We start from the raw sequence: 26216 nt of genomic DNA, 5'->3' as shown, positions 1-26216 counted from the left end.
CTCTGCGGCGGCGTCCGACCGCCGAGGAAAATCAATGAAATCGAATCGTTTCCACGTCTTGCTCGCGCTCGTTTCAATCACCCTGGTCGCCGGTTGCGGTGACTCGGGCCCCAAAACGTCCACTGAAGGTGCCGACGCACAGGCCATCGCCGATTACGAAGCGGCGGTGGCAGCGGCCGAAGGCAACATGGCCGAGAGCGACGACGCCACCGGATCGCAGTGATCCCGCGTCACGTCACCTCCGCGGGTTCGCGCGGCTATCGGTGGGCAGATTCCCCCGCTCGGATCACGCGTAGATCGTCTCAAAATCTTCCGAGGCCAGCACGGCATCAAAGGCGTTGGCATAGAAGCCCGTTCCGTTGACGTCCAGCGTATCGTGGTTGTCTCCGCCATCCAGGTTCGCTGCGTCCGCATCCGAGGCGTCGATTCGCAGGGTGTCGTTGCCGCTGCGCAGATTGACGACCAACGAGTCGACGTCGATTCCGAACAAGCTGACATAGTCGTTGTGCCGTCCGCTGTCGATGTCCATTTCATCGGCGTCGGTGTAGGAGGCGACAAAGGTGTCCGCCCCGTCTCCCATGTCGGCTTCCAACCGGTCGCCGACGTCAACGTTTCGCATCCACCAATAATCATTGCCGTCATCAAAGGAATGGTCGACCAGCGTCACGTCGTCCAGGACGTTGACATCCATCATCGTGATCCGGTCGTTGCCGCGGCCGGTTTCAATTATCAAATCACTGTGCGAATGATGTTGCATGTTGACATCGCGCAGGATGACGTAGTCGTCTCCGTTGCCCAGCTTGATGGTCAGGTCATCCAAGGTCCTCCACGAGCCCGAGACGAATTGCTTGGTCGGAATGTACTGGACCGCGTTGCCTTCGATCGTGGTCGGCGCGCCGCCGTGATTCAAACCGCTGATCCGGAGCATGTCGTTGACCTGCCGGACTTCGACGCCGTTGGCGGCACCGTCGCCGGTCAGTTCGACATCGATCCGGCTGCCGGAAATGTCGACGTCGACCGAGATGTCCCCGGCCATCATCTTTCGCGTTTCCAGATTCTGCAGTCCCAGTCGTCGTTGCTTGCGCGATTGTTTTTTGGAGCGAGCCATCGAATTGTTTCCCGTATCGGAGGGTGCGCCGAGAAGGAAGCGTTCGCGTTGGTCGGAACACCCGACCACGCGTCTCGACAGGGAATCAAGCGGCGAAGTCGGCGGAATGTTTCTGAAAAAGAGTGCGACCTCAGTGACATGGGCAAACGTGTTGGTGTGCAGGCGTTAGCCGCCCCTGTCGCTGCTTCGCAGCGACTCGGAATCGCCTAAAGGCTCGACACCAGCAAGGATACCTGTGCCGCCGGATCCGGCCCCGTTTGGAAATCGAAGTCCTAAGCCGATTAAAGACAGTGCACTACAGCAACGCATCTTTTTCGTCTTCGATTGCGCCAACCAGTTGCTCCAGGACGTCTTCCAACGTGACGATCCCGACGGTTTTTCCCAGGTCCTGGACGACCGCCAGGTGGATCCGGCGGTCGCGAAAAATGGCCAGCAAGGCGTCCGACTTCGTGGCGGCCGCAACGACGACCGCAGGCTTTTTGATCGACGACACGTTGGCCGCCGATTGATCGATCGACGCGACCAGGACGTCTCGCCCCAGCACGGTCCCGCTGACCTCGTCGACCGATTCCCCAAACACCGGGTAGCGTGAAAACTGGCTGCGGCACACCTCCGACGCCGCTTGCGAAATGGAATACTGTTCCCCCAGCGCCTTGACATCCTCCAGCGGCGTCATGATCTGCCCGGCCGTCTTGTCGTTCAACAAGAAGGCGCGATGGATCATCACACCTTCATCCGCTTCGATGTGGCCTTGGCTGCGCCCGATCCGCACCAGGGATCGTATCTGGCCTTCCGTCCCGACCCGACGCGGACGCGTGGTCAATAGATTCGACAGCCACGAAAACGCTTCGACCAGCGGGTACAGCAACATGCGTCCGGCCAAGATCGCCGGCGACGACGCGCGGGCGAAGAACGGGGCGTAGTGATGCCCGACGGCCTTGGGGATGATCTCCGAAAAAATGATCGTCCCGATCGTCAGCACGATCGTGACGCCCACGATGCCACGATCGCCGAACAACAAAAACCCCTGGCGGCTGACCAAAATTGGCCCCAACACGTTGACGGTGTTGGTCGTGATCACGATCACCACCACCGACCGCGTGATCCCCTCTTTGACCCGCCGCAAACGACGCGCGCCCCAACATTTTTGTTCCACCAGGACTTCGATCTCCGGACGCGTCACGCTCAGCACCGCCGCATCGACCGCCGCCATTAGCCCGGACAACGCCAGAAACACGACGATCGAAATCACTAGCCAGAACATCGTGGAACCCTAGTGCAAGGTCAGCGTTAATTTTGGGGTTACGTTTGTCGAGCGGAAAAGGGGCAGGTACCAAATAACAACTGGCCCGAAGGTTGCTTCGCATTTTGGGTACCTGTCCCCTAATTCGCGGCACCCCAAGTTTAAAAGTTGCCGCAGCACTGCGCAGGTCCGATCGTCGTTAGCCCAAGGACCGCTGAAACAACGCCAGCATCCGTCCCCAGGCCTTTTCCGCTTGTTCGGGGTTGTGCACGCGGGTGTCCGGCGGGCACCAGCCATGCCCGGCCGGGTACACTTCGATCTCGGCGGCCAGGTCGGCATCGGCAAACGATTTTTTCAGCACGTCCTTCGCATCGGGGTCACGTTGGTCGTCGTTCTCAGCGATCGCGATCAGGAACTGTGCCTGCATCTTGGGGATCAACCGGTGGGGGCTGTCCGGATCGTCGGTGACCAACCCGCCGCCGTGAAAGGTGCCGCCGGCACCGACACGCTCGGGCACCGCCGCCGCGGTCCGCATCACGATCGGTCCGCCCATACAATACCCGGTCGTACCGATCTTCTTGTCCGTGTCGACTTGGCGCTGCGCGTCCAACCAGGCGATGAACGCTTTGGCATCGGTCGTGTGGGTTGTCGCGTTCAATGTCTGTGCGAGCGGCCGGACCTCGGAAATCGGCGTCTTGGCCCCTTCAGCCGCCGTGGGCGCTTTCATCGTCCGGTAGAACGGGTTGACGACCAACACGCTGTAACCGGATTCGGCCAGCCGGTCGCCCATTTGCCGAAACGCCGGGCGCAGGCCAAAGATATCGGGCCACACCAGCACAGCCGCGTGCGCGCCGGTTGTCGGAGCAACGAAGTACGCGTCGCACTGGCCGTCGGGTGTCGAAATCGTGACATCGCTACCGCGGACCTCCGCGGCGTTGGCCGCCCGGGGCAGCATCATCGCCGCTCCGACGCCGGCGGCCAAAGTGCCGATGTCGCGGCGAGAGTATTTTTTCAGATCTTCTTCAAAGTGATCTTGGTCGCACATGGATGTCTCTATCGTTCAATGTTTAAGGAGAGGGCCAATTACAGAATCTGCCGCCCTTCTATCGGACGCTCGCCGGACACGATCGTCAACCCAGTTGCGAAACCAGGCAGTTCCTTGCGCCATCGCCATTTCCATCTTCCTGCCCCCGAAATCTTCGTGCCACATTTCCGTCCCGTCCGATGGCGATGCCCCGATTTTGTCACGCCCTCCTACCAGTCGTCGAGCGAAACGGGCTTGAATCGCTCGCCCACGGGCGCATCACAACTTCCCGGCGTCGCCACGACGACCAAACGAAGCTTGCTCTTGTCCGAAGCTTCGACTTCATACGCCACCATCTGCGTGCCGGGATTGGGTGAGTCCCACGGCTGCCGCGGTCGCTCCGTATTGACGATGGACCAGGTTGCCCCACCGGGCTCCACGATCGTCAGGCTCAGTCGCTGATCGCCCTGCGTCAGTCGCAACGTCGGACCGGATTGTGATTCAACCCGTGACGGCGTGATCATGCCCCAACGCACCCGGCTGCTAGGCATCACCCCATCCAGTTCGTCTTGGATCACAACTTCCCGCGACGGCAGCAATCCAACGCCGCGGCGAACGGAGTGGGCTTGCCCCTTGTAGACGGCACTCAAATGGACGATCGAGTGTGGAAAGTCGGGTTCACTTGAAAAGTCGGTGATCTCGGCGTGCCCTTTCGCGACTTGCAATTTTCCGTCGATGACCAAGGTGTTGTGCCCGAGATTGCTTTGCCGAAAGATCGTCCAACGGTCGGAATCTTGTGCCGCACTCCACAGGTTCATGCCACGTGATTCGATGCCATGGTAACCTTCGGCCCCCAGGTCGAGCGCCCAACGCACCCCGTCGGCATCGAGCACAAACGACCCCGTGTCCATTTGTCCGTGCGGTGCCGACGGCGAACCGGCTTTCAAGCCGACGAACGTCGACTGCGGGTCGGTCCACGAACTGCGGTGAACTGCAATCGGTGTGCTACTTTCACTTTGCCAATGCAACGGCATTCGGATCTCAGCCTCCTCCAATGCCTGGTCGTCATCCATCCATAGTAGCGCCAGCGGCAACAAACGGTTTCTGCCCGAACCGGCGTCGTGTGAATCGAAGTTGTCGATGGTCGCCTTGACACGTGCCTGTTCACCGAGCAGCCAATCCGGACGGTGGTAGCGACGAGCAAACCAATACAAGGCCGATTGGGGCTTTCGCCCCGCTCCACCATCGGCATAGTTGAACGTTGCCCCCGAAGGCCCGGTCACCAGTGACAAATATTGCCCCGTTTCATCAAAACCCGCCATCTGGCTCAATTCAAAATCGCTTCCCAAGACGGCATCAAGCATCGCCAACAGCATCACGTTGAAACTGGTGCCGTAAGCCCAGTAGCCCGGGCCTTCGGGGTAACTTCCGTGTGGCGCAAACGCTTTCATCGACCGGGGCACATTCTCAATCGCATTGAGCACCGTTTTGGCGGCCAATTCCGGTTCATCATCCAGGATCGCCAGGGCACCGGCGGTCATCCCACAATGACAGACTTGCCCCCAGTTATTGGTGGCTCGGACCCACTTGTTGTGTTTTGTCGTAAACGGCAATGCCACGCCCTTGTTTTTGATCGCACCGCGTATGGTCCGTCGGCTGGCCTCGTCCAATGCGTCAAACATCCAGTCGTAACCGATCGCCATCCCCAGTGTCATCTCGGCCACATCCAGGTAATGACTCGGGTTCCAGTCAATAAACCCCGCGACGGCCAGCATCTCTTGTTCACCACGCCGGACGTATCGCACGTCGCCCGTCAATTGATAGGCCATCGCCAAATTCAGCATCCTCTCCAAGCAGCGACGTGATTGCCCCAGCAAACGTCGCCCTTCCAGTTCTCGCTCAATCGGCGGAACGTCCGCCAGCAGATCGGCATGGCGGATGACGGCATTGGCAAGCACATCTCGCGTCGATCCTGAATCGTCCAAGGATGCTCGCACCGCATCGAACTGTGCCGCATCGGCGATCAGTCGTGGATGAGTGTTGGGCACCGCGGCGATGCGTGTACGTAGGTCATCAAGTTTGACGGCGCCCGAGCCGTCTTGCGCGATGACAGGGGGAATCACAAGTGCAATGAAAACCGGAAACAAGATTCGCTGCATGGTCGTTGACTCTCGGTGCGGTGTTGTGGCTGAACGTTGGACCGCAGGATGTGCGATGCGTGGGGCCGATTATACGCCGAACCAACTGCGGGAATTCGACGACTTCGCGTCTTGACTTGAGGCGTATGCCCCAAGCTCGGCATGGCATCGGACTTGCTTGGGTGAACCCTCGGCCGGCGTGCCGCCGGCCTGAAACAACGAAATTAGCAAGACTTCACGGAGCCCCCCATGAAACGACGATGGAATTTCCACCGCCCACGACGGATTTTTGTCCCCCTGCTGACACTCGCCTTCTTCGGCACACCGTTGATCGCGGCAGATGACGAGACACCGCAAACGAAAGCGATCTCGAAAATCGAATTGCAGCGTCGGGAGATCGTGGACAAAGGACTGGCGTTTTTGGCCAAGGAAGGCCAGTCGGACGCCGGGACGTTCTCCGATCGCGTCGGACCGGGGGTGACGGCCCTTGCAATCACATCGGCGCTGCGAAATGGAAAGTCGGTTGACGATCCGATGGTCGCCGAGGGATTGAAGGCGCTCGAAGGGTACGTCAAACCCGACGGCGGCATCTACGGTAACGGCCGGCTGAAGAACTATGAAACCTGCGTGGCGATGCTGTGCTTTGCCGAAGCCAACCAGTCCGGCAAGTACAACGAACTCCTGAAGCGAGCCAAGGATTTCGTCACCGGGATCCAATACGGCGAAGGAGAACGCGATCCGTCCGACCCGTGGTACGGCGGGGTCGGCTATGGCGGCGCAGGACGTCCGGACCTGTCCAACACCGCCTACATGATCGAAGCCCTCCGCGCCGCCGAAGCCGGGCCGAACGATCCCGCGATTGAGCGCGCGCTGGCGTTCGTCTCGCGCTGCCAAAATCTGGACAGCAAGTACAACGACACCGCCTTTGCGGCCAAGGTCGACGACGGCGGGTTCTACTACGAGATCCCGACCACCAAGATCGACCCGAGCACCTCGGAGGAACGTTACACACCGAACGGCGGTTTACGAAGCTATGGATCGATGGGCTACACCGGTCTGAAGAGCATGATCTTTGCCGGTTTAACCCCCAAAGACCCACGCGTCAAAGCCGCGCTACAGTGGATCCGGGATCACTATGACGTCGAAAGCAACCCCGGCATGGGGTCGGCCGGACTGTATTACTACTATCACACCTTCGCCGCCGCACTCAACGTCGCCGGCATCCAAACCATCGACGACGCCGACGGCACGCGGCACGATTGGAAAGCGGATCTGATCGCCGAACTTGCCGAGCGGCAAAACGAGGATGGCTCGTGGAGTAACAGCAACCAGCGCTGGTTTGAGAACGACAAGAACCTGGCCACCAGCTTTGCCTTGATGGCGTTGGCGTATTGCAAATAGTGGCCGACGCGACGATGCGAGGAAAGCAAACCTGGGCGATTCACCTGACGGCTCTACTGGCGTTGTGCGTTTGGGCTGCGCTGGACCCGTTGTTGCCGAGCCTGTTGCGCGGGCCCTGGGCGGCGGATCTGGATGATGCGGCACAGTGGGTTCGCGCCGCCGGATTCGCGTGTCTGGTGATCATCGCCGCCGCCAGCATGACGGCGCTGCTGGTCCGACGCAGGGGCCGCCGGCGTCTGAGTCAGCGTGCCTGTTCGCTGCGACGTCTGATGGCGATCACCACGGTGATCGCGCTGTGGTGCAGTCTAGCCATCCATCACGAACGGATCGCCTGGCAAGGCAAACGAATCCGTTTCGCCTGCCGAATCGACCAACTCGAAGCGATCGCCGCACCGCTGCGGAATCGCTGGCCCAATCGCGACGGGGAACTGCCAGCGACCGGCCCCTTCATGGCCTATCCGTTCGGACAGCCGACCACGCTGGTCCTGTTGCAATCGCCGGCGCTAGCCGATCAACAGGTGTACGTCAGCGCGATCGAACGCTGTGCCGATGGCGCGATCAAACTGCAATTGACCGGAACCGACGGCCGCGACTGGGCGGAATGGCATCCGCCGAACAGTCATCCGGCCTCGTTCGTCGGCGGATTGGCCGATCCGCACCAACTGCGCACCGCCGCCTCGATCGGCCGCGGCTGGTACCTGGTCCGCTATGATGCCTCGTAATTCGGCTCGCCTTAAATTCCGGGTAAATCGTCGTGGACGACGCGAGGAGTCCTCGCGGTTGGACGACAACACACAGAGGTATCTTGGTCATTATGACGCGCTGATCATTGCTCAACCCATGCGACCGGGTTCGCCGGTCTACCGACGTTCATCATCCCGTGATACTAATTTTCGGTCGGATACACATTGACCATCACCTTGCGCCTTCTGGCCGCACTCTGGCCCGCGATCAAGATTGCGCGTGCCGAACCACTCACGTTGCTGACCGCCGGCCGAACGGCACAGTAGCAGAAACGTGGATCTCGCGAGTTCCGGGACCTATGCCGAATCCCCGGATATCCGAACCAGTTGCTTGCCCAGGTTGTCGCCGTCGAACAGGCCGATGAATGCTTCGGGTGCGTGTTCCAGTCCATCGGTGATCGTCTCTTCCCAAACCACCTTGCCGGCTTTCACCAGGGGTGCCATCTCTTGGATGAATTGCTGCCGGGCGTCCATGTGATCCATCACGATAAAACCCTGCATGCGGATTCGTTTGGCGATGACCTTGAACAGGTTCCGTGGTGCGGCGGGTGGGTCGGTGGCGTTGTAGGTCGCGATCATGCCGCATTCGACACAGCATCCGAAATCATTCATGACGTCGAGCGCCGCTTCCAAGTGATCGCTGCCGACATTGTCAAAGTAGACATCGATTCCGTCGGGTGCCAATCGGGCAAGTTCTCCGGCCAGGTCGTCGGTCTGCTTGTAGTTGATGACCGCATCGATCCCCGCTTTGTCCCGTAGCCAGTCGATCTTCTCAGGCTTGCCGGCGCTTCCGATCACGTGGCAGTCCTTTGCTTTTGCGAGTTGACAAACGATGGAACCGACGGCCCCGGAAGCGGCGGAGACAAACACGGTGCTGCCGGATTGCAGTTGGGCGATTTTGTTCAACCCGACCCAGGCGGTCATCCCCGTCATACCGAGTGCACCAAGATACGCCTGCACGGGTGCGAGTTCTGGGTCGACCACCGTGATTCCTTGGCCGTTGGATTTCCAGTATTCACGCCAGCCGAGATTGCCCAGCACCATCTCACCGGCTTTGAAATCCTTGTGCCGAGACTCGACGACCTGCTCGATGCAACCACCCTCGAGTGGCTTGCCGATTTTGAAGGCCGGCACGTAGCTGTCGCCTTCCTTCATCCGGCCGCGCATGTATGGATCGACCGACATCCAGTGGTTTTTGACCAAAATTTCTCCGTCGGAGATCGGCGACAATTCCACAGTTTTCAATCGAAAATTAGAAGCCGTCGGAACGCCATCGGGACGCGAGACGAGTTCGATTTGCTTTGATTGGGTTGTTTGAGACGTTTCGGTTGACATGTTGGATTCAGGCCCGTGACCTTCACTCCTGAAAGTTTTTAGCTCGCGGTGACATTTCAGACAGAACCGAGGTGAATCAGTTTTTTGTTGACGAATTCCAGAATGCCCAAGTGGGACAGTTCGCGGCCGTAGCCGCTGTTTTTGATTCCGCCAAAGGGCAACTCGGCTTGCGACCGAGTCGGTTGATTGACAAACACCATGCCGGATTCGACCTGTTCGGCCACCCGACGTCCACGATCGACGTCAGCGGTAAAGACACATCCGCCCAGACCGTAAGACGAGTGATTGGCCAACTCGATCGCCGCGGCCTCGTCTTTGACGACGTACACGGTTGCGACCGGGCCGAACAACTCTTGGTCAAACGTGGGCATGTCAGCCGTCACGTCGGTCAGCACGGTCGGATTGAAGTAGGCTCCCTCGCGGTCCGGCCGATCGCCTCCCAACAACACCGTTGCGCCGGCATTGACCGTGGCTTGGACTTGTTCCAGTAACTTTTCGGCGGCACCCTCGGTCGACAGCGGTGCCAGCGTCGTCGCTTCGTCCAGCGGGTCACCCATTTTTAACGCCGACAGTTGCTCCTTGAATCCGGTCAGGAATCGATCGGCGACGGCTTCGACGACGATGAACCGTTTGGACGCCACACAGGATTGGCCGGCGTTGACGATCCGGCCCTTGACGGCCTGCTCGACGACGTGATCCAAGTCGGCGTCTTCGAGCACGATGAACGGGTCGTTGCCGCCCAATTCCAACACGCTGCGTTTGAGGTGTTTGCCGGCCAGTGAGGCCACTGCCGCACCGGCCGGTTCGCTGCCGGTCAGCGAAACACCTTGAACGCGGCGGTCCGCGATGATCGTTTCAACAAACTCCGACGGGATGAACAGGTTCGTGTACACACCGTCGGGTAGCCCGCAACGATGGAACAAGGATTCGACCGCCCGGGCGCACTGAGGAACGTTGCTGGCGTGTTTGATCATCACCGTGTTGCCGGCCATGATGTTCGGCGCGGCGAAGCGGACGACTTGATAGAACGGAAAATTCCACGGCATCACGCCCATCACGACGCCCAGCGGTTCGTAGTGGATGTACGCGTCGACGCCATCGACGTCCATCGGCTGGTCGGCCAAAAATCGCTCCGCACCGTTGGCGTAAAACTCAGCGATTTTGGCGCAATAATCGATCTCATATTGGCTTTCGGCGATCCGCTTTCCCATGTCCAGCGTGATCGTTCGGGAGAGTTGGTCCGCCTCGGCCCGCAACAATTCGGCAAACTTCACGAGACAACGTTTGCGCGTCGCGAACGACTCCCGTCGCCAGTCTTGATACGCTCGGTGGGCGACTTCGATCGCGTCGATCACGTCGTCCTTGGCGAGCGGTTCGAATTCCTGCAGCGTTTCATTGGTCGCCGGATTGATACTTGCGATGGTCATACTTTTTGCGTCGTTTTCGGTTGGTCTTTCAAATCTTTACTTTACGCGAATCCCCGCGCCGTGCCACAACACTCGCAGGTCCGCTTCGGTCCATAATTCAAGTCCGACGGACGGATCGCCGATCAGAAGGTCGCCGGCGGGAGTCGTCCCGAGCGCAACGACGGAGTGTCCCATCCCGGGGATCCACCCCCATTGATCCACGTATCGCCGGTCGTCGACTCCATAAGGCAACTCGACTGCCAACAACACCGGCCAGTCGTCCTCTGCGATCAAATCGTCGCCCGTCCCCCCGACCAAAACCACTTCACGCGCGTTTCGATCGGCGATCTGTTTGATCCCGCGATACACCCCCAGCGTCGGCGTGCCGCTGGCGTCGGTCAGACAAAGCGGAATCATCTCCGCCTCGCTCACCGGGATGCCTTCGGCGCGAAACAGGGTCGCGGCCGCCGCAGGGCTGCACGTTGCCCATGATGTTTGCAGCGCGACGCCGTTTTCCCAGTGGTCGCCGCCGGCCGGTGGTGGACGCACTGCGATCGAGAGCAGAGGCCAAGTGATCGCCATCATCGCCCCAGCCCCCAACGCCGCGACCAACAACCCGCGTCGCCATGCCGGCGTCTCGGGTACTCGCCAAGCCCATCCCGCGGCCAGAGCCGCAAAGATGGCCGATAGATTGGTGTAGATGATGGCAGCCGATAACGGAACGAGGCGTGCCCAGAACAGCTGCCCCGAGCCATAGAACAAGAAGAAAACCGTCGACAACACCGCGACGGCAAGAAACGCGATGTTCCATTGTCCCCGATCCGAGTAGGCGAGGCGAGCGGCAATCCAACCACACACGGCACTGACGATCGTCATGACTGCGATCGCGATCACTAAATCAGTTGCCATGTTGCGGTCCCGCAAAAAACATCATTCTTTCTCCCGATCCCCATTGAACACCGCAATCCGATGCTCCACGAAACCGATCAGCACCAAAACCGCGACGGCAAAAACGGTCACGGTCAACGCCAACCCCACGCGCCCCACCGCCGCCGCGACGCCGATCCCAGCGGTCAAATAAATCGTCGCCGCCGTGGTCAAGCCTTCGACGCCTGCATCGCGTTCATGCACAATCGTGCCGGCGCCCAGAAAGCTGATCCCAACGACGATCGCTTGCAGAATCCGTATCGGATCCGCATTGATCAACGAGTCCGCCTCCTGCTGCTGGAACTGCTGCACCACTTCTTGTCCCAGGATCATCATCAGCGCCGACCCGGCACAGACAAAAATGTGGGTCCGAATCCCCGCCGGCTTGCCCGCGATCTCGCGTTCGATCCCCAGTGCCGCGCCGCAGCCGGCTGCAATGGCAATCGCTCGAAGATTTTCAAAGTCAATTAGATCGAGCATCAGTTTTCCCCTCGAACGTTGCGGCCGAGGTCGGTCTACCCTGTCGGCCCCAATGGGGCAGGCAAAAGTGTTGGTGTGCAAGCTTTACCCGCCCACCATCGCCGGCTACGACCGGGAATCGCCTAAAGGCTAGACATCAACGGTAGCTGCATCCCCGGCCCTACTTCGGGTCGGTGGCCCGCACATCCGGCACCGGGTCGCCCGGTCGACGTCGAAGTGTCATCAGCATGTTCTTGCTGCCTTTGGGCGATTCGAATTCGGTCGGACGCTTTGAGTCGCCGATGGCGTAACACAATGTCCATTGATGCTCGTTATCAAACCGCAGGATTCCTGGCGCGACAGCCTTGTCGGGCTTGGGCGGCGGATCGAGCGTACTGGGTCTTGCCAGCTTCGGCACCGACGTCATCGTGATCTGCACCGGGTCGGTCGACGAATCGACTCGGAACACCGCGCGAAACCGTTGTCGATCATCGCGATCATAAGTGACGATCCGATTGATCGTGATCGTCACGTAGGTGCCGGCCACTTCAGCTTCGGTCAGCGGCCGGCCTTGATTGACGCCTTCGACCACTTCCCAGCGGCCTTGCAATTTATCGGTGATTGTCTCCGTCGTGCTCTCTGCAGCGGGCTTGCTCGATGTCGCTTCTTCTTCTGCCGATTTGTCGGCCGCGGCTGCCACAGGGACGGCAAACAGTGAGCCGAGCAGTAAGAATGCAAACATGCGAATGGAAAAGTTCATCGGGAGCCTCCGATAGAAAAGTTTATTTGGGATAGGGATGGTAAATGTTGGTGCGTTGCTCGCCCGACGAGTTGGACAGCGCCATTTTAAAGCGCCACTTAAAACAGAAACCTCGTGAAATGCCGTGTGAACGCAGCTGCCTTCGCCAGAAGGTGGTTCCCCCCTCGCCCACCACGCTTTGGCAAGCGTAGCTACGTCAACGTGGCGATGTGACGACCAGGGTTCAACGGCTTCCAGTTATGTCTCCGGCTCCGGCTCCGTTTCGAATTCCGGTTCCGACTCCAGGTTCTCATCGATTTCCTCGGCAGCGCGTTCGACCACGTGCTTCGATTTCTCCACGATTTCGGCCGTGTCTTGGCGGACCTTATCCGAATCCACACGAAGCGTTGGGTCGCCATCGGGAGAACTAAATTGAACCCAGCCGACCCAGGCAAGCACCAACAGCAAAACGACAATTCCAATCACAGCACGCATCACAAATCTCCCTACGCATTCAAGAGTTCACCGACCGATCGATTCGCACGACTCACTCGCCAACCTGGATGCTGACGTTCCCACCGTCACGGTCCCTTTGGATTTCAAGTCCGCCTCGGGGCGTGTCGACATCCAGGACCGTTTCTTTCCGCTGGCAGCCCGAGACACTGGCGACGAGCGCGATCAGGGACGCCAGGACGAACAGGTAAATGTCGTGAATCGTTCTCATGATTGGGCCTCGATTACCCGAAACGCATCTGGAAATAGCAGTTGGCGGTTATCAAAATGGAAACGGAGTTAAACCGCCGGGCCACGTCGCCCCATGATCAATCCGATGATGAACAACACCAAGAACACGACGAACAGGATCTTTGCGATCGTCGCCGCAGTTCCCGCGATGACCCCGAAGCCCAGGACGCCGGCGATCAGTGCGATGATCAAGAAAGTTAAAGCCCAGCCCAACATGGCAATCTCCACGGTTTGAATCTCAGTCGTTCGCAGCGGTGCACTTCACCACTCGGCGAGTGCTTGCCCCTCATCGCGATTGCCGTGCCAAATGCGATTGCATCGCGGGTCGACCGCTAAAACCCCGTAAATCACGATTTCAAACGGATTGCGTTGGATGCCAAGAATCCAGCGTGGTCGAGAACCGAGCAGAAAGTGGGTGTGAATGCTGGTGTTCAGGGGTTAGCCGCTCATGGTCGCTGCTAGGGACATCGATTGTCTTACTGCAGCATTTGGTAACCCATTTCAATTCTCTCTCTCTGGGAGAGTCGGCGTTTGCGCAGCAAGCAAACGCCAGAGAGAGCCCGCGTTGCGAATCCGCCGCCGGCGCTAAAACACGTCGCAGATCGATTGAATCTATCGTGTGGCGGACCTCGTCAACGGCTTGTTGATTGAATCAGCCGTTTGGCGCGAGCCTACGGGCGCCAGTGCGCGCTCATGTTGAGGCCCGTACGCTCGCGCGAAACGACTGATCCCACGTGTGATCGGAATCAATCGACAGGCCGTCAAGAGTTTCGTCCGCCCCTGAAAACGAATGCCTTGACGACTTCCGCTACGATCAAATCCGTCTCTTTTACGATCGACGTCCCTCGCAGCGAGGGGGACTCGCCTAAAGGGACCGTCCAGCTTAGGACGGTCGTTCTGCCACGCCCTGGCGCACCATTTGCTTCGACGCGCCTCATCTTTCTCGTTTTGAAACCGAAGGCTGATCGATGAATCAAGATTCCAATCTGCAACGTTTGCTTGTCGGTGTCTGCGGCTCGGCCAATGGGCATGTGGCCGTTGACTATTCGATTCAACTTGCCAACCGCTACGGATGCCAGCTGATGGGCGTTGAAATCGTCGATGATGATGACACCGAACTGGCGATCTACGGAGTCGCCGACGAGACGTTCGAAGCGGATCGGCGGCAAGAAATCCGACACGCGCGGGCCGCGGTCAGGCAACACATGGATGCGTTCCGACAGCGTTGCCGGGACGCCGAACTCACCGTCTGGTGCTGCGACAAGAGCGGTGATTCGGTCGATCAGATCGTGTCCGAATCGCAGCGTGCGGATCTGGTGATCCTGGGCCGCGAAACGCCGTTCGATTCGAAAGTGGCCGCCGGCAGCACTCTCGGTAACGTGCTCCGCCGCTGCTCCCGTCCGCTGATGACCGTGCCGCTGTCGCTGCCCCAGGGAGACGACGTGTTGGTGGCCTATGACGGCAGCCGTCCCGCCGGCCAATCCCTGTTCGCCTTCGTCACCTTGGGGCTCGCCGCCGGCAGAACGGTTCACGTCGTGACCGCCGCCGCGACGGCCGCATCGGCCCGAGAGATCGCACAGCCCGCTTGCGACTTCCTTGAACTTCATGGCATCAACGGCCAACGTCACAGCATCGCGTCGGAATCAGACGTCCATCACGCATTGCTGAACCTTGCCGCCGAACTGGACGTCGGCTTGTTGGTCGCCGGGGCCTGTGGTCATTCACGAATCCACGAAGTCATCATGGGCTCCTTCACCGAAAAGTTGATCGAGGCGTCGCACCTGCCGGTGTTCTTGTTTCATTAGGATTCCGCCTCGCCGTTGGTCCGAATGGACTCGTCGCCTCGTCCACTACCCGATGACGAAGCGGCGGCGTGCGTATTGGCGCACGCCGATCGGCGGTGCAACTTCAATTCGTGACACGGTGTCTCGCGCGTCAGCGTCGCCCGCACCGATCCGTTTTCTCTTCGTAAAGATTTTTTAGCCTGCAAGCCGGCGTTTTTCAGCCGACGATTCACGCCGACGCCCGCTCCGCCGGCCCACTCCTCGCAGAATCGCATTGGTAGCTCCCCGTATTGCGAGCACGAAGGCCAGTTGGCGTCGCGAGACGTTCAGCCAAAGGCCGTTCACACCCATCGCCTTGGGCATCGCCCAAGGTCCACCGTAAAAAACGGGACCATTTGAACGGCCCTGGACAATCCTTCGGCCAAAGACAGACCTTTTCGCTGGCCGACGGCCCCGCACATCAAGATTTCCCGGTGTAGGAACGCGACGTGCTTTAGTGCAGTGGGACAGGAGCGGGTCCAGTGGGGATCCGCCGAGAATCACTTGGAGAGCGAGCGGATGAAGGCGTTAGAACGGGTCCTAGTGGCTGACGAGGTGACAAGACCGCTGGCTGCGCTGGCGATGGTGCTAGCGATGATCTTGGCGGCCGCGACCGCCCGTGCAGGAGATTGGCCGCAATTCCGCGGGCCCACCGGCAATGGTGTCGCCGACGGAGACGACTATCCATTGACTTGGGGACCGGAGCAGAACATCAGGTGGAAGGTCGACCTGCCCGCCCCAGGAGCCGGCAGCCCGATCGTTTCCGGCGATCGTGTTTTTCTGGCCAGTGCCAGCGAAGACGGTCGCCAGCGCAGCTTGCTGTGCTTCGATCGCCACGACGCAGCGCTGCTGTGGACACGGACGGTTGAGTTCGGCGAAGACACCACGCATACCAAAAACCCCTTCGGCAGCACGACTCCGGCTGCCGACGGCGAGCGCGTCGTCGTCTGGCACTCTTCGGCCGGCTTGTACTGCTACGACTATTCCGGCCAACCACTGTGGTCGCGCGACTTGGGTGACTTTCGACACATCTGGGGTTACGGTTCGTCGCCGATCATCTACAAAGACCGTGTCCTGTTACAAACCGGCCCGGGTGCCCGCGTCTTCCTGACCGCGATCGACTTGGCGAGCGGAAAAACGCTTTGGGAAACCGACGAAGCCTACACCGGCGACAAGAATGCCGACGACGTCGGTTCCTGGAGCACGCCGGTGGTGGCGCAGGTCGACGGACAGCCGCAAGTGATCTGTGCGATGTGCACCCGCGTGTGTGGCTACGATCCCGAGAGCGGCGATCTGCTGTGGTGGTGTGACGGACTAAGCGGATCACGTTACGACGCGGTCAGTTCATCACCGCTGATCGGAGACGGCATCGGTTTCGCCATGGCGGATCTGCGCGGGCCGGCGATGGGTTTCCGGCTCGGCGGCACCGGCAACGTCACCGCATCGAATCGCATGTGGTACGTCGAGAAACGAAACCCCAGCAGCGTTGGAACGGGCGTCATGGTCGGCCGCCACATCTATCGTCCTAACTCTGGGCCCGGAACCTTGGAATGCCTGGACGCCGAAACCGGGGAGAGTCGTTGGAAGAGTCGCGCCAAAGACCATTGGGCATCGATGGTGCTGGCCGGCGGGCACATTTACGCGCTCAGCCAACGCGGCACGACCATTGTCTTTAAGCCCAACCCGGAAGAATTCGAATCGATTGCCGAGAACGACTTGGACGGTGTGACCAACGCGACTCCCGCGTTTTCACAGGGACAGATCTTTATCCGCACCGAAGAGCATCTGTACTGCATCGGCAAGTGAGTTTGTTGATTTTCCTCAGGTAGGCCTTGTGAAGATTCAAGCCCCCGAAGCGATCCTTCCGACGCTGACCGCGACACTCGCAGTCGTGTCGCTCGCGTTTTGGTTGTCGACGGGCCCGCCGGGGGACTTGGAACCGCGGACGCCGGGACGCGACGGAACCATCGACGCCGCCGGCCAGACCGATCGTCCGGAACCGGGCCAGCCGATCGCCGGGCCCGGGGTCGCATCGGACATCTCCGGCCAATGGCCGGGGTTTCTGGGACCGAATCGCGATTCGATTGCAACCGGCGGCCCGAAATTGGCGCGATCCTGGCCTGCCGAAGGCCCGCCGGTGCGGTGGTCGATCGACGTCGCCGAAGGCTACGCCGGGGCCGCAATCAGCGACGGCCGAGTTTATGTGCTGGATTACGACGAGCAAGCCCAGGCCGATACGCTGCGTTGTTTGTCACTGGACGACGGCCGGGAGATTTGGCGCAACAGCTATCCCGTCGTCGTCGCCTTTCACCACGGCATGACACGGACCGTTCCGATGATCGTCGGCGACTACGTGATCACGATGGGACCACGCTGTCATCTGGCGTGTTGGGACGCCGCGACCGGCCTGTCACACTGGTTGATCGATCTGGAACGTGACTTCGGAACGCGTGTGCCGGAATGGTACACCGGCCAATGCCCGTTGGTGGACCAAGACCGACTGATTATCGCCCCTTGCGGAAGTGCGTTGCTGATGGCGATCGACTATCGCACCGGCGACGTGATCTGGCAGACTCCGAATCCCAAGGGCTGGAACATGACCCACGTCTCCGTCGTCCCGATGGAGTTTCAAGGGCGTCGCACGTATGTCTACTGCGCCAGCGGAGGTGTCGTCGGCGTCGCGGCCGATGACGGATCGCTGCTGTGGGAAACGACCGCCTGGAAAGAGATCAACGCCACCAGCCCGTCACCGGTCGTGCTGCCGGACAACAGACTGTTCCTTTCGCGCGGTTACGGATCGGGCGCGTTGATGCTGCAGTTGGTCGAGACCGAAAGCGGCATCGGAGCACAAAGTCTGTTCGAGCTGAAGCCGAAACAATTCAGTTCCGAACAACAGACACCGATCTATCGCGATGGACATCTGTTCGGCATTCGCAAGGTCGGCGCGAAAACGATGGTTTGCATGGACCTCGATGGAAACCAGATCTGGGACAGCGGCAGCGATCGATTCGGACTGGGCCCCTACATGTTTGCCGACGACCTGCTATTGATTTTGGATGACGACGGCACGCTGACGGCCGCCGAAGCGACACCGGCCGGGTACGAGCGACTGACTCGACACAGTGTTCTACCCGGCGGCCACGATGCCTGGGGGCCGATGGCAATGGTTGCGGGCCGTTTGATCCTACGCGACATGACACGCATGGTTTGCCTCGATCTGCGGGCGAAGCCATGACAGGCGAAAACAGCGAAACATGATTTTGGAGTTCAACGATCCATGGAATTGCTGGTTCACTATCGCGGAACATTGATCACCGCCGTCCTTGCCGTGGCGGTCGGCCTCGCCAGCTATGCCGTCGTCAGCAGCGATCCGCTCGCCGGTCATCGCGATCGATCGTTCACGATGGATTTCTCTCGCGTGTACGACGTCGATCCGGCGCTGATTCAGTACGAGCAGACGAGGGAATTCAGCGTGTCGATGGCTCAGCCTCGCGGTATCAGCGTCGGGCCCGAGGACCAGATCTATGTGGCCGGTGACCAGACGGTCGGCGTGTATCGACCAGACGGCACCACACTGGCGATGATCCCGACCGAAGGCCGTCCGAGTTGTTTGGCGGTCGGCAACGATCAACACGTCGCGCCGGGTCACATCTACGTGGGATCCGGCAACCGGATCGAAGTCTTTGATGACGACGGCAGTCGAGTCGCGACTTGGAACGTCCCGACCGACGACGCGATCCTGGCGTCGATCGCCGTGGCCGATGAATCCGTCTTCGTCGCCGATGCCGGCAACCGCTTGGTGTGGCGGTTCGATCCGTCAGGCGAATTGCTGGGAACGATCGGCAATGCGGAAGCGGGGGGGCGAACGTTCAACGTCCCCAGCACGACGTTCGACATCGCGATCGGGCCGGGTCGGCAATTGCACGTGGCCAATCCCGGTGCACTGCGGATCGAGACCTACACGTTTGACGGTGCGTTGCAGGCACGTTGGGGCAATCCCGGTGTGGCGATCGAGAACTTCTTCGGCTGCTGCAATCCGAGCCAGTTTGCGGTCTTGCCCGAAGGCGAGATCGTCACATCGGAAAAGGGCGTGCCGCGGATCAAGGTGTACAGCGAGTACGGTGAATTCCGCTCGGTCGTCGCCGGTCCGCGGCAATTGGGCATCGCCCAATCAGAACTCGGCGACCCGCGGCCCCATCAAGCGGGCGTGGTCTTTGACGTCGCCGCGGACAGCCAAGGACGCGTTTGGGTGCTGGATCCGAGACGAAAGTCGGTGCGGGTATTTGTGCGTCTTGATGAGCACACCGGTGGGATAGGCTTCCAGCCTGTCAATCTGGAATCGACAGGCTGGAAGCCTATCCCACTTTCCGCGCCGCTCGCTCACGCTTCCCGCCGGCATGGCTCGTGGGAGGAACAACCTGATGCCTGATGAAATCAATCCCGATCGTCGGCAACTGCTGCTGCGTGTCGGACGCTATGCCCTCTTGGGTGGGCTGTCCGTCTTGACGCTCAACCTGCTCCGCCGCGCGAACAATCTCGGATGCGTGCAACTGACTTCCCCCTGCCAGACTTGCGGGTTGTTCAACCATTGCGAGCTTTCCAAAGCGGAAGCGGCACGGCAGGAAGAAACCGAGGGAGAGCCAACATGAGCGGCGAACAACAAACCGACCGACGCGGTTTCCTGGCCGATGGTGCTCGGGTCGTCGGCGTGGTGTCGGCCGGTGTGTTGGGCGGATACCTTGCCGGCCAACGAGGCCAAGCGGAAGAGAATCGTTGGCAGATCGATCCCGACAAGTGCGTCGGCTGCGGTAACTGCGCCACCCACTGCGTGCTGGATGAATCAGCCGTCAAATGCGTTCAGTGTTTCGACATGTGCGGTTTTTGCAACCGATGCACCGGCTACTACACGCTCGACGGGCTGGACAGTCGCGACACCGCCGCGGAGGACTTGTTGTGTCCAACCGAAGCCATCATCCGGACCTTTGTCGAAGGCAAGGCGGGGCAGAATTTCTACGAGTACACGATCGACACCGACGCTTGTATCGGCTGTGCGATGTGCGTCAAGGGCTGCGCCCTGATGAACGGATCGCTGTACCTGCAAGTGATGCACGATCGCTGTGTCAATTGCAATGAATGCGCGATCGCTGTCGCCTGTCCCAGCGATGCCTTTGTCAACGTCTCCGCCGACAAGCCCTATCGGCTGAAACGGATCGCGTTGGGTGTGATGCGGCAAAAGGCGGGGAAGTCCGACACGGCGGCGCAGAAGTTGCTCGGTCAGGTGCACGCCGATGAGTAGCAGGACATTGCCAAGTCGCACAAGCAACGCTAACAACCGGCGGTCAAACGTAGCTGCCTTCGCCAGAAGGTGGATCCCCGGCGTTTACCACGCTCTGGCGAGCGTAGCTACGTCGAAGTTGTGGATCACCGGCGTTTGCCACGCTCTGGCGAGCGTCGCTACGTTGACGTGGGTGGGCGACGCGATGGCGGCCGAGACGCCGGAGCTGATGTTCCCCGTCCCCGAGTTTTCCGACCATCCGATCCCCACCGCCACGGTTCCGGAAGTCCAGGGGCAGATCGCACCGTTGTTGGACGTGGCGATTCTGTTCGCCGCATTGTGTTTGGCGTCGTACTTCACCTTGGTGTCGCGTTCGCGTCGTAACGTACTGCTGCTGACGATCGCCAGTTTGCTGTGGTTCGGATTTTGGCGGCAAGGCTGCGTTTGTCCGATCGGTGCGACCCAGAATGTCGCGTTGGCCGTGTTCGATCCCACTTACGTCGTGCCGCTTACGGTGGTGGCGTTTTTCATCTTGCCATTGGTGTTCACGCTGTTTTTCGGTAGGACCTTCTGTGCTTCGGTCTGTCCGCTGGGCGCGATGCAAGAATTGATCGCCGTTCGCTCGGTCGCGGTGCCGCGTTGGTTGGATCATTCCTTGGGCTTGGTGGCTTACATCTATTTGGGCGCGGCGGTGATTTTCGCGGCGACCCGGACGGGATTCATCATCTGTCGGTACGATCCGTTCATCGCGTTTTTCCGTTTGGGCGGCAACGCGGACATGCTGATCTTTGGCAGCTGCATTTTGTTGATCGGCGTGTTTGTCGGCCGCCCGTACTGTCGGTACCTATGTCCCTATGGCGCGATCCTGCGCGTCTTGTCGTGTTTTTCCAAATGGCGTTTAAGCATCCCGCCGGGGACGTGCATCAATTGTCAACTTTGTGAAGATGCCTGTCCCTACGGTGCGATTCACCCGCCCACGGTCGCGCAAACGCCCGCGGCTCGTCGACGAGGAAAACGTCAATTCGGATTCGCCCTGCTGGCCGCTCCCTTCCTGGTGGCCGGTTTCTGGTGGCTGGGAACGACGCTCGCCGTTCCGCTGGCACAATGGCACCCGGAATCGCGGTTGGCCGAACAGGTGCGGCTGGAAGAGTTGGGAGTGGCGGAAACCACGACCGACGCCAGCGATGCCTTTCGAGGTTCGCCGCGGTCGGTCGATGATCTGTATCAATCGGCACTCACGCGCCGCAATGATTTCGTCACGCTGGGCGGCTTGTTGGGTGCTTGGACGGGCTTGGTGATCGGGTTCAAACTGATTTATCTGTCGGTGCGACGTCGCCGCGAGGATTACCAGGCCGATCGGGCCGGGTGCGTTTCCTGCGGGCGCTGCTATTGGTATTGCCCGGTCGAAAAAGTCCGACTCGGTCTGATCTCCGACGTCTCCGAAGCGCTGCCCGATGGCCGAACGCCGGGCGGGCCGCTGGTCCAATTGACCGTCGGAGGGAAAAAGCCGTGAACGCGAATCCCCGCCACCAAGGTCTCGTAGCTACGCTCGCCAGAGCGTGGAACGCCCGCCGTTCAATGACAGTTGAAACGCAAAGGCAGACCGAATTTCAACGTCGCTTGTTCAGCCATCGATCGATCCTGCTCTCGGCAATCGTGGCCGGAGTGTTTTCAACCCTCGTCGGCACCGTCCTGGTGATCGATGGCGCGAACCGATTGAACAAGGTTCCGCTGGAGGAGACCACATTCATCCAGCTCCGACAGCAATACCTGCAGCAATCCGACGACAATCAACTGCGTCAACAGATCCAGGATCTCGATCTGGCACTGCGACGAGAGTACTTCCGTGAGCAACGATTCACCGAGCGGGGGGCGTACCTGCTGCTGGGCGGCATCGTCGTCACGTTGGTCTTCAGCAAATGGGCCGCCACGCTGCATCGACGACTGCCTCGCCCCAAACCGAAACTGCCCGGCCCCGACTCGGACGAACGGCTGAGCCACCGCGGACCGTGGGCGGTGGCCGCGGTGATGCTGGCCCTGGTCGGCACCACCTGGGCGATGAAAGCGAATCACCCGAGTGTGTTGCCGGCAAGCTTGGATGATTTGGCGTCCGACCAAGCTTCGGTTGGCGACGCGACACCTCGCGTCGAACCGACAAAGATCGATCCGGTGCTGCCGGAATTGCCGAGCGCCGAAGTCGTGCAGGCGAATTGGCCCAGCTTTCGGGGCCCCGGCGGATCCGGCATCTCGCATTTCCAAGACGCTCCGACGCGATGGGACGGCCCGTCCGGTGAAGGGATCGTGTGGAAAACACCGCTGCCGCTGCCCGGTGTGAATTCACCCATTCTGTGGAACGACCGCGTGTTTCTTTCCGGCGCGACCGAAGCGGTCCGTGGCGTTTTCTGTTTTGACCTGAACTCCGGCGAAATCCTTTGGAACAAGGAATTCCAAGTCGACCCGTCCATTGCCGACCAGAAAATCAAGGTCTCCGAGGACACCGGTTACGCGGCGCCGACCATGGCGACCGATGGGCGGTTTGTGTTTGCGATGTTTGCCGATGGGTTGCTTGTCGCTCTCGATTTTTCCGGCAATGAAGTGTGGACGCGTTCGTTGGGGGTGCCGCAGCGAAACAATTACGGCCACGCGTCGTCGCTGGTGACGCACCAGGGTGCGGTGATCGTTCAGTTCGACCAAGGATCCGACGACGACGAACTGTCAAAACTGATGTCGTTTGACGGAGCGACGGGCCTGCCGATCTGGGAAACGACTCGCCAGACACCGGCGTCGTGGTCGTCTCCGATCGTGATCGAGCACGAGGGACAACACCAAATCATCACCTGCTGCGATCCCTGGGTGATCGCGTCTTCGCCCCGCGATGGCACGGAATTGTGGCGAGCCAATTGTCTCGACCGGGTCGAAGTCGGCCCCTCACCGGTGTACTCCGACGGGATCGTCTATGCCGGTAACGACACCGCGATCTATGCCGCGATTCGCGCTGGCGGATCCGGTGACGTGACGGACACCCATGTCGTCTGGACCGCCGACTACGGGCTCCCGGACACATGCAGCCCCCTGGTCGCCGATGAGTTCTTGTTGACGCTGGCGTCCTACGGCACGCTCTTCTGCTTTGACAAACAGGAAGGCGGTGAACCGTTGTGGGAAGAAGATTTTGGCGCCGATTTCCTCTCCTCCCCCAGCCTGGTCGGCGATCGCGTTTATCTGTTCGGCCGAGACGGGACGGCATGGATCGTGCAACCGACTCGTGACGAGTGCAAACAGATCGCGGAGGCTCAATTGGGCGAAGACTGCGTGACCTGCCCGGCGTTTGCCGATGGACGGATCCTCATCCGAGGAAGCGAGCATTTGTTCTGCATCGGGAGTGGGAATGATGAGAATCAGTGACACGAGTTTCGGACCTGTTCCCGAATGATCACCACGACCAACATGATCGACTTGTCGCCCGTCGACCGAATTGTCCAACAAGAAGGTCGCACGCCCGATGCCGTCATCCCCATCCTGCACGCGGTGCAGAGGGAATATCGCTATCTGCCCCAAGAGGCGCTGCGACGGGTTTGTGAACTGACCGAAATCACACCGGCATCGATCACCGGGGTGGCGTCGTTCTACGATCACTTTCGGCATCGCCCGGTCGGTCGCCACATGATCAGCGTCTGCACCGGAACGGCTTGTCACGTCAAAGGAGCCGACCTGGTTGACGATGCGATTCGTCACGAGCTTCAGCTCGCTCCGCACGAAGACACCGATCCCGATGGCGAGTTCACGGTCCAGAAGGTGGCCTGTCTGGGGTGCTGCACGCTCGGCCCGGTCGTGCAAATCGACGACGCGATCTTCGGTCATGTCAGTTCCCAAACGACGCCGCGGATGTTGCAGGAATACGACGAAGCCGATTTCGTCAAACTCTCCGCCGTCCATCGCCCGGTCTCACAGCCGCAAGGTCCCCGGACAACTGAAGTCCGCGTCGGTCTGGGATCCTGTTGTCTGGCACTGGGCAGCGACAAGGTGCATGAAGCACTGTGCGATGCGATCGATGAATCCGGCGGTGACGCGTATGTCAAACAGATCGGCTGCACCGGGATTTGCAGCAAAGTACCGCTGGTGGAACTGGTCTCGCCCGACGGCGCGTCACAGACCTACACCAACGTCAATCCCGACATGGCGCGAAAGATCGTCTTGAAGCATTTTCGGCCCAAAGGCATCTCCAAGCCAATTCGATACGCCGCTTCGCGGATACTCGATTGGCTGCAGTCCGATGAAGACCAGGACGTCTTGCAAAAGCATCAAGGGGCGCGGGACGGCGTGATCGACGCGTTCATCGGTCCACAAAAGCATCTGACGTTGGACTTGCTGGACGCGATCGATCCACTGGATTTGGACGAGTACATTCGCCACGGCGGATTCGAATCGTTGAAGAAATGCCTGACACAACTCCAACCCGATCAGATCCTGGACGAGCTTGAAACGAGCGGGCTGCGTGGTCGCGGTGGTGCCGGGTTCCCGACGCATGCCAAGTGGCGCACCGTTCGCGCCCAAGATAGCCCGACCAAGTACGTCATCTGTAACGGCGACGAGGGCGATCCCGGTGCGTTCATGGACAAGGTGCTGTTGGAATCGATTCCGTTTCGCGTGATCGAGGGCATGGCCATCGCCGCCTGCACCGTCGACGCCCACGAAGGAATTTTTTACGTGCGGGCCGAATACCCGCTGGCGGTCGAGCGGATTCGTGGCGCGATCGACCTCTGCCAGCGCGGCGGGATCCTCGGCGACTCGGTGATGGGAACCGATTTCAAGTTGACGCTTCAGATTCGCGAAGGGGCCGGCGCCTACATTTGCGGCGAGGAGACGGCGCTGATCCACTCGATCGAAGGCGGACGCGGGACGCCGCGGATTCGACCACCGTTTCCGGCCGAGAGCGGACTGTGGGAAAAACCGACGCTGATCAACAACGTCGAAACCTACGCCACGATTCCCTGGATCCTGCGACACGGCGGCAAAGAGCTAGCCAAGCTGGGGACGGAAACCAGCAAGGGCACCAAAGCGTTTGCCCTGGCCGGCAAGGTCCGCAACGGCGGTCTGATCGAAGTCCCGATGGGAATCACGATCCGTCAGATCGTCCAGGACATCGGGGGCGGAGTGGAGCCCGGTCGAACCTTCAAAGCCGTCCAGATCGGCGGGCCCTCCGGCGGCTGTGTCCCCGCGGAACTGGCCGACACGCAAATCGATTATGAATCGTTGTCGGCGGTCGGCTCGATCATGGGCAGCGGCGGTTTGGTGGTACTCGATGACAAAGACTGCATGGTCGACATCGCCCGCTACTTCCTGAAATTTACCCAAGACCAATCCTGCGGCAAGTGTACGTTCTGTCGTGTCGGCACGCGACGCTTGCTGGACATCCTGGATCGGCTGTGCACCGGAGCAGGCAAGCGAGGTGATCTGGAACAGCTCGAAGCGTTGTCGACGTCGGTCTGCGCCGGCAGCCTTTGCGGTCTTGGCAAGACGGCGCCTAACCCCATCCTGTCCACGTTGAAGTACTTTCGCGACGAATACGAAGCCCACATCAATGGCTACTGCCCGGCCGGAAAGTGCGTCGATCTGATCGACTACCGCATCAACGACAAATGCATCGGATGCACGCTTTGTGCCCAACACTGTCCCGTCGACGCCATCCCGATGACTCCCTACGACCGACACTCCATTGACCTGGATCGCTGCACACGTTGTGACAGTTGCTACCAGGTCTGTCCCGAAGACGCTGTTTACATCACCTCCGAACCGAAAAACGTTGGTGTTTAGCCCTGAGGCGATTCCCGGTCGCTGCGATGCAGCGACAGTG

24 protein-coding genes are annotated in these 26216 nt (G+C 60.1%); 12 read left to right on the top strand and 12 right to left on the bottom strand.

Going from position 1 to position 26216, the window contains the following annotated elements:
* Window positions 1-34 precede the first annotated feature (34 nt).
* A complete protein-coding gene (locus tag H1B37_RS18735) occupies window positions 35-223 on the top strand; it encodes a hypothetical protein (RefSeq protein WP_182868189.1) in 189 nt (62 codons plus the stop codon).
* A gap of 63 nt (window positions 224-286) precedes the next feature.
* Here H1B37_RS18735 and H1B37_RS18730 read toward each other — a convergent pair whose 3' ends face one another.
* The 4 genes from H1B37_RS18730 to H1B37_RS18715 form a co-directional block, all read right to left on the bottom strand.
* A complete protein-coding gene (locus H1B37_RS18730; RefSeq protein WP_182868188.1) occupies window positions 287-1108 on the bottom strand; it encodes a hypothetical protein in 822 nt (273 codons plus the stop codon).
* A gap of 295 nt (window positions 1109-1403) precedes the next feature.
* Window positions 1404-2372 (bottom strand): CNNM domain-containing protein, encoded by a 969-nt coding sequence (locus H1B37_RS18725; protein ID WP_182868187.1) that lies wholly within the window; start codon window positions 2370-2372, stop codon window positions 1404-1406.
* A gap of 178 nt (window positions 2373-2550) precedes the next feature.
* Window positions 2551-3396 carry a dienelactone hydrolase family protein gene (locus tag H1B37_RS18720; protein WP_182868186.1) on the bottom strand — a complete coding sequence of 282 codons (846 nt, stop codon included), beginning with the start codon at window positions 3394-3396 and terminating at the stop codon, window positions 2551-2553.
* Window positions 3397-3605: 209 nt separating this feature from the next.
* Window positions 3606-5534, bottom strand: coding sequence for a heparinase II/III domain-containing protein (locus tag H1B37_RS18715; RefSeq protein WP_182868185.1), 1929 nt, complete (start codon window positions 5532-5534; stop codon window positions 3606-3608).
* A gap of 228 nt (window positions 5535-5762) precedes the next feature.
* Here H1B37_RS18715 and H1B37_RS18710 point away from each other — a divergent pair, with 228 nt between their 5' ends.
* A complete protein-coding gene (locus H1B37_RS18710) occupies window positions 5763-6914 on the top strand; it encodes a prenyltransferase/squalene oxidase repeat-containing protein (RefSeq protein ID WP_182868184.1) in 1152 nt (383 codons plus the stop codon).
* 14 nt (window positions 6915-6928) lie between these two features.
* Entirely contained in the window at window positions 6929-7636 is a 708-nt protein-coding gene (locus H1B37_RS18705; protein ID WP_182868183.1) for a hypothetical protein, read from the top strand.
* Between the two features lie 318 nt (window positions 7637-7954).
* Here the strand turns inward: H1B37_RS18705 and H1B37_RS18700 are convergent, their stop codons facing one another.
* From H1B37_RS18700 to H1B37_RS18665, 8 genes are all read right to left on the bottom strand, one after another.
* Window positions 7955-8992 carry an NADP-dependent oxidoreductase gene (locus tag H1B37_RS18700; RefSeq protein WP_182868182.1) on the bottom strand — a complete coding sequence of 346 codons (1038 nt, stop codon included), beginning with the start codon at window positions 8990-8992 and terminating at the stop codon, window positions 7955-7957.
* 56 nt (window positions 8993-9048) lie between these two features.
* Complete coding sequence (locus H1B37_RS18695; RefSeq protein WP_182868181.1) at window positions 9049-10419, bottom strand: NAD-dependent succinate-semialdehyde dehydrogenase; 1371 nt, start codon at window positions 10417-10419, stop codon at window positions 9049-9051.
* 36 nt (window positions 10420-10455) lie between these two features.
* The gene (locus tag H1B37_RS18690) at window positions 10456-11307 is read right to left on the bottom strand and encodes a cysteine peptidase family C39 domain-containing protein (protein WP_182868180.1); all 852 of its coding nucleotides are present in this window, start codon (window positions 11305-11307) and stop codon (window positions 10456-10458) included.
* A gap of 21 nt (window positions 11308-11328) precedes the next feature.
* Window positions 11329-11805: an MgtC/SapB family protein gene (locus H1B37_RS18685; protein ID WP_182868179.1), complete on the bottom strand. Its 477-nt coding sequence runs from the start codon at window positions 11803-11805 to the stop codon at window positions 11329-11331.
* 160 nt (window positions 11806-11965) lie between these two features.
* Entirely contained in the window at window positions 11966-12544 is a 579-nt protein-coding gene (locus H1B37_RS18680; RefSeq protein WP_182868178.1) for a TIGR03067 domain-containing protein, read from the bottom strand.
* Between the two features lie 237 nt (window positions 12545-12781).
* Entirely contained in the window at window positions 12782-13018 is a 237-nt protein-coding gene (locus tag H1B37_RS18675; RefSeq protein WP_182868177.1) for a hypothetical protein, read from the bottom strand.
* A 52-nt stretch (window positions 13019-13070) separates the two neighbouring features.
* Complete coding sequence (locus H1B37_RS18670) at window positions 13071-13247, bottom strand: hypothetical protein (protein WP_182868176.1); 177 nt, start codon at window positions 13245-13247, stop codon at window positions 13071-13073.
* 68 nt (window positions 13248-13315) lie between these two features.
* A complete protein-coding gene (locus H1B37_RS18665; protein WP_182868175.1) occupies window positions 13316-13483 on the bottom strand; it encodes a DUF1328 domain-containing protein in 168 nt (55 codons plus the stop codon).
* A 752-nt stretch (window positions 13484-14235) separates the two neighbouring features.
* On the opposite strand from H1B37_RS18665, the gene H1B37_RS18660 reads away from it, so the two are divergent.
* The 9 genes from H1B37_RS18660 (at window position 14236) to H1B37_RS18620 (ending at window position 26176) form a co-directional block, all read left to right on the top strand.
* On the top strand, window positions 14236-15072 hold the full coding sequence (locus H1B37_RS18660) for a universal stress protein (RefSeq protein WP_182868174.1): 837 nt from the start codon (window positions 14236-14238) through the stop codon (window positions 15070-15072).
* Window positions 15073-15609: 537 nt separating this feature from the next.
* On the top strand, window positions 15610-16896 hold the full coding sequence (locus tag H1B37_RS18655) for an outer membrane protein assembly factor BamB family protein (RefSeq protein WP_182868173.1): 1287 nt from the start codon (window positions 15610-15612) through the stop codon (window positions 16894-16896).
* 28 nt (window positions 16897-16924) lie between these two features.
* The gene (locus H1B37_RS18650; protein WP_353620863.1) at window positions 16925-18325 is read left to right on the top strand and encodes an outer membrane protein assembly factor BamB family protein; all 1401 of its coding nucleotides are present in this window, start codon (window positions 16925-16927) and stop codon (window positions 18323-18325) included.
* Between the two features lie 42 nt (window positions 18326-18367).
* On the top strand, window positions 18368-19519 hold the full coding sequence (locus tag H1B37_RS18645; RefSeq protein WP_182868172.1) for an NHL repeat-containing protein: 1152 nt from the start codon (window positions 18368-18370) through the stop codon (window positions 19517-19519).
* Window positions 19512-19739, top strand: a complete 228-nt coding sequence (locus tag H1B37_RS18640) for a hypothetical protein (RefSeq protein ID WP_182868171.1) — start codon at window positions 19512-19514, stop codon at window positions 19737-19739. Before H1B37_RS18645 ends, H1B37_RS18640 begins: the two co-directional genes overlap by 8 nt.
* Window positions 19736-20386, top strand: coding sequence for a 4Fe-4S binding protein (locus tag H1B37_RS18635; RefSeq protein ID WP_286177886.1), 651 nt, complete (start codon window positions 19736-19738; stop codon window positions 20384-20386). Before H1B37_RS18640 ends, H1B37_RS18635 begins: the two co-directional genes overlap by 4 nt.
* A gap of 172 nt (window positions 20387-20558) precedes the next feature.
* Window positions 20559-21878, top strand: a complete 1320-nt coding sequence (locus tag H1B37_RS18630) for a 4Fe-4S binding protein (RefSeq protein WP_353620865.1) — start codon at window positions 20559-20561, stop codon at window positions 21876-21878.
* A gap of 65 nt (window positions 21879-21943) precedes the next feature.
* Window positions 21944-23767, top strand: coding sequence for an outer membrane protein assembly factor BamB family protein (locus H1B37_RS18625; protein WP_182868169.1), 1824 nt, complete (start codon window positions 21944-21946; stop codon window positions 23765-23767).
* 24 nt (window positions 23768-23791) lie between these two features.
* Window positions 23792-26176 carry an NAD(P)H-dependent oxidoreductase subunit E gene (locus tag H1B37_RS18620; RefSeq protein ID WP_220498262.1) on the top strand — a complete coding sequence of 795 codons (2385 nt, stop codon included), beginning with the start codon at window positions 23792-23794 and terminating at the stop codon, window positions 26174-26176.
* Window positions 26177-26216 lie beyond the last annotated feature (40 nt).

The sequence above is a fragment of the Stieleria mannarensis genome (assembly GCF_014154935.1).
In the GTDB taxonomy this organism is placed as follows: Bacteria; Planctomycetota; Planctomycetia; order Pirellulales; family Pirellulaceae; genus Stieleria; species Stieleria mannarensis.
Note: the sequence above shows the minus strand (reverse complement) of the source record. Positions and strands in the feature narration are given on the sequence as shown.

Coding starts and splice junctions, on each gene's coding strand:
- H1B37_RS18620 (WP_220498262.1), top strand. CDS start 23,792: ATGATCACCACGACCAACATGATCGACTTGTCGCCCGTCGACCGAATT.
- H1B37_RS18655 (WP_182868173.1), top strand. CDS start 15,610: ATGAAGGCGTTAGAACGGGTCCTAGTGGCTGACGAGGTGACAAGACCG.
- H1B37_RS18735 (WP_182868189.1), top strand. CDS start 35: ATGAAATCGAATCGTTTCCACGTCTTGCTCGCGCTCGTTTCAATCACC.
- H1B37_RS18695 (WP_182868181.1), bottom strand. CDS start 10,419: ATGACCATCGCAAGTATCAATCCGGCGACCAATGAAACGCTGCAGGAA.
- H1B37_RS18720 (WP_182868186.1), bottom strand. CDS start 3,396: ATGTGCGACCAAGATCACTTTGAAGAAGATCTGAAAAAATACTCTCGC.
- H1B37_RS18730 (WP_182868188.1), bottom strand. CDS start 1,108: ATGGCTCGCTCCAAAAAACAATCGCGCAAGCAACGACGACTGGGACTG.
- H1B37_RS18670 (WP_182868176.1), bottom strand. CDS start 13,247: ATGAGAACGATTCACGACATTTACCTGTTCGTCCTGGCGTCCCTGATC.
- H1B37_RS18660 (WP_182868174.1), top strand. CDS start 14,236: ATGAATCAAGATTCCAATCTGCAACGTTTGCTTGTCGGTGTCTGCGGC.
- H1B37_RS18685 (WP_182868179.1), bottom strand. CDS start 11,805: ATGCTCGATCTAATTGACTTTGAAAATCTTCGAGCGATTGCCATTGCA.
- H1B37_RS18715 (WP_182868185.1), bottom strand. CDS start 5,534: ATGCAGCGAATCTTGTTTCCGGTTTTCATTGCACTTGTGATTCCCCCT.
- H1B37_RS18640 (WP_182868171.1), top strand. CDS start 19,512: ATGCCTGATGAAATCAATCCCGATCGTCGGCAACTGCTGCTGCGTGTC.
- H1B37_RS18675 (WP_182868177.1), bottom strand. CDS start 13,018: ATGCGTGCTGTGATTGGAATTGTCGTTTTGCTGTTGGTGCTTGCCTGG.
- H1B37_RS18665 (WP_182868175.1), bottom strand. CDS start 13,483: ATGTTGGGCTGGGCTTTAACTTTCTTGATCATCGCACTGATCGCCGGC.
- H1B37_RS18635 (WP_286177886.1), top strand. CDS start 19,736: ATGAGCGGCGAACAACAAACCGACCGACGCGGTTTCCTGGCCGATGGT.
- H1B37_RS18645 (WP_182868172.1), top strand. CDS start 18,368: ATGGAATTGCTGGTTCACTATCGCGGAACATTGATCACCGCCGTCCTT.
- H1B37_RS18705 (WP_182868183.1), top strand. CDS start 6,929: ATGCGAGGAAAGCAAACCTGGGCGATTCACCTGACGGCTCTACTGGCG.
- H1B37_RS18725 (WP_182868187.1), bottom strand. CDS start 2,372: ATGTTCTGGCTAGTGATTTCGATCGTCGTGTTTCTGGCGTTGTCCGGG.
- H1B37_RS18625 (WP_182868169.1), top strand. CDS start 21,944: ATGACAGTTGAAACGCAAAGGCAGACCGAATTTCAACGTCGCTTGTTC.
- H1B37_RS18700 (WP_182868182.1), bottom strand. CDS start 8,992: ATGTCAACCGAAACGTCTCAAACAACCCAATCAAAGCAAATCGAACTC.
- H1B37_RS18690 (WP_182868180.1), bottom strand. CDS start 11,307: ATGGCAACTGATTTAGTGATCGCGATCGCAGTCATGACGATCGTCAGT.
- H1B37_RS18710 (WP_182868184.1), top strand. CDS start 5,763: ATGAAACGACGATGGAATTTCCACCGCCCACGACGGATTTTTGTCCCC.
- H1B37_RS18680 (WP_182868178.1), bottom strand. CDS start 12,544: ATGAACTTTTCCATTCGCATGTTTGCATTCTTACTGCTCGGCTCACTG.